Below are 2,618 nucleotides of genomic sequence, written 5' to 3'. Positions count from 1 at the left end.
GACCGCGGGGAAGCTTCGGCGCAGATGCATGACGCAAGAGTGACACATAGCCGCTCGCGACAGCAGTCAGGTCTTCTAGTCGCCTATGACGCGACTCAGGAGAGACCTATGACGCGACTCAACACAGGGTGGACCTGAGGGGATTCGAACCCCTGACCTCCTCGATGCGAACGAGGCGCGCTACCAACTGCGCCACAGGCCCGTGAACCCAGTAACACTATCACGCACGCCCCGGCGGGCTGAATCGCTGGAGCCCCTAAGCGCTGGCAGCGCGGCGGCTCAACAGATCGCGCACGTGGGCTTCGATCTCGGCGTCGTCGACGTACCCCATACGTGCGAAATCGACTCCCGCCGCAGCGGCTGTATCCCGCGCAGGTGCAGCGACGGATGCCGCCTGCCGGGCACGTTCACGCTCGGCGCGAGCGCGGTCGATCGTGGGCGGCGCAGCGGCTTCCGCGCGCTGGCGCATTGCCTCATCCAGCGCCGCTCGGCGAAGAGCCTCGCGCGCGGCAACACCGTCGAGTGTTGCGGCTGCGCGGGATCCGGATGCCGCGGTGAGGGGCTTGGGCAGTTCGCGCGGCGCCCACTGGCGCGAGACGGGTAGAGCGACATCCTGCACCGTGGGGGCTGCCCGCACGGGGGCTTCCACGGTGACCTGGGACCGCACGGCGGCACGCGACGAGATACGGGCCATTTGCACGAGCATTGCTGCACAGACCGCAAGGATGCCGGCCGACCACCACAGCAGAGTCTGCGATCCGGTCGTGGCCAGCTGCCACGCGCCCCAACCGAGGAAGGCAATGGCGACGAGCCCGACGATCGTGGTCAACAGCCGCGCACGGCGGCGAGCGCGAGCACGACGAGCTGCCGGAAGCGACCGCGCGGCAACGAGCTCGGAACGGGCCTCCTCAACCGCTGCCTGCTCCCGCTCCGCGGCGGCAAGCTTGGCGAGCCGCTCTCGCTCGGCGAGCGCGCGCTTGGCTTCGCGCTGCTGCGCTTGTGCGGTGCGGGTGTTGAGCTCGAGGCGAACCTCGTCCGGCGTCTCGCTCGTCTCGGCGAGAACGCGCAGCGCCTGGTTCAAGCGGACGGCGTTTCGTTCGGCCGCGTCGTACTGGCGACGCTCGTACCAGGAGGGCACGAGATAGACGAGCCACAGGAGCACGGAAACCGCGACGATCACGCCACCCCCGAGTACCTGCCCATCCATGATCCATACGGTATGCGACGCGGACGCACGATCCCGGGAGCCCGCGACGTGTGTCTGTCTCGGTTTGCGCCAACAGGCACCGATTCAGACGGGCATCCGGTCTTCGGGAGGCACGGTCGCGGCATCCGGCGGGACCCGCCCCGCCACCCACCGGTGCAGCACACCTTCGGGAACGTCCTCGCGCACGAGCGCGAAGGCGTAGTGGTCACGCCAGTCACCGTCGATGTGGATGTAGCGACGCCGATAGCCCTCATATCGGAAGCCGAGTTTCTCGACCACCCGCAGACTCGCGCGGTTCTCGGGACGGATGCAGATCTCCACCCGATGCAGGTTGAGCTCCCGGAAACAGATGTCGGTGGCGAGGGCAACCGAGATCGGCGTCACATTGCGGCCGGCGAACTCCTCGGCGATCCAGTACCCGATCGTCGCCGAGGCAAGAGAGCCCCGCGCGATCCCCCAGACGTTGAGCTGCCCCGCGACCTGCCCCTCATACTCCATGACGTAGGGCACACCGGCTCCCTCGCGGTGCTGCTGCAAGAGGCGACGGATGCTGAGCCTCATGTCGAACGAGACCGGCCCGTCGGGGCTGGTGGCCTCCCACCGGCGCAACCACGATCGATTGTCGAGGAGCTGCTGCTGCAGAACGCGGGCGTCGCGCGGTCGGATGAGACGGATCGATACCGGACCGTGGTGGAAGGGGGACGTCAGATCCACGTGACCCCTCCCACCCGGGCGGCGCTACAGGGTCGCCGCGAAATCCTTCAACCAGGGCTTCAGCTCGGCGCCGAGGTCTTCACGGTCCGAGGCGAGCTGAACGATGGCCTTGATGTAGTCAACCTTATCGCCGGTGTCGTAGCGGCGTCCTCGGAAGATCACGCCGCGCACGCCGGGGCCGTTGGGGTCCTTCGCGAGCTCCTCAAGCGCGTCCGTGAGCTGGATCTCGCCGCCCTTACCGGGCTCGGTGTGCTCGAGCACGTCGAACACGGTCGGCGCGAGCACGTAGCGGCCGATGATCGCAAGGTTCGAGGGAGCGTCTTCCTTCGCGGGCTTCTCGACAAGGCCACCGACGGTCACAACATCCGGGTCATCGGTGGGCTCAGCAACCGCGCAACCGTAGAGGTGGATCTGCTCGGGGTCGACCTCCATGAGCGCGACGATCGCGGCACCCGTTCGGCGGTGCTCATCGAGCATCTTGGTCAGCAGCGGGTCGCGCTCGTCGATCAGGTCATCACCGAGGAGCACCGCGAACGGGTGGTTACCGACGTGCGACTTCGCACGCAGCACTGCGTGGCCCAGGCCCTTGGGCTCACCCTGGCGCACCATGTGCACCTCGGCGAGGTCCGAGGAGTGCTCGACGGCCGCCAGCTTCTTGCCGTCGCCCTTCTCGCGCAGCTTCTCTTCGAGCTCGGGA

3 protein-coding genes and 1 tRNA gene are annotated in these 2,618 nt (G+C 67.7%); all 4 read right to left on the bottom strand.

Annotated elements, in window-relative coordinates; all coding sequences use genetic code 11:
- Positions 1-129: 129 nt before the first annotated feature.
- Positions 130-202, bottom strand: a tRNA-Ala gene (locus Q1V87_RS00130).
- 54 nt (positions 203-256) lie between these two features.
- Entirely contained in the window at positions 257-1,207 is a 951-nt protein-coding gene (locus Q1V87_RS00125; protein ID WP_300590331.1) for a large exoprotein, read from the bottom strand.
- A gap of 84 nt (positions 1,208-1,291) precedes the next feature.
- Positions 1,292-1,921, bottom strand: a complete 630-nt coding sequence (locus tag Q1V87_RS00120) for a GNAT family protein (protein WP_300590330.1) — start codon at positions 1,919-1,921, stop codon at positions 1,292-1,294.
- A gap of 24 nt (positions 1,922-1,945) precedes the next feature.
- Positions 1,946-2,618 (bottom strand): UTP--glucose-1-phosphate uridylyltransferase (locus tag Q1V87_RS00115; RefSeq protein ID WP_300590329.1); only part of this gene is annotated, 673 nt, incomplete at its 5' end.

This window comes from Microbacterium sp. (assembly GCF_030149085.1).
Taxonomy (GTDB): domain Bacteria; phylum Actinomycetota; class Actinomycetes; order Actinomycetales; family Microbacteriaceae; genus Microbacterium.
The sequence above is the reverse complement of the archived record's forward strand: the minus strand, read 5'-3'. Positions and strand labels throughout refer to the sequence as shown.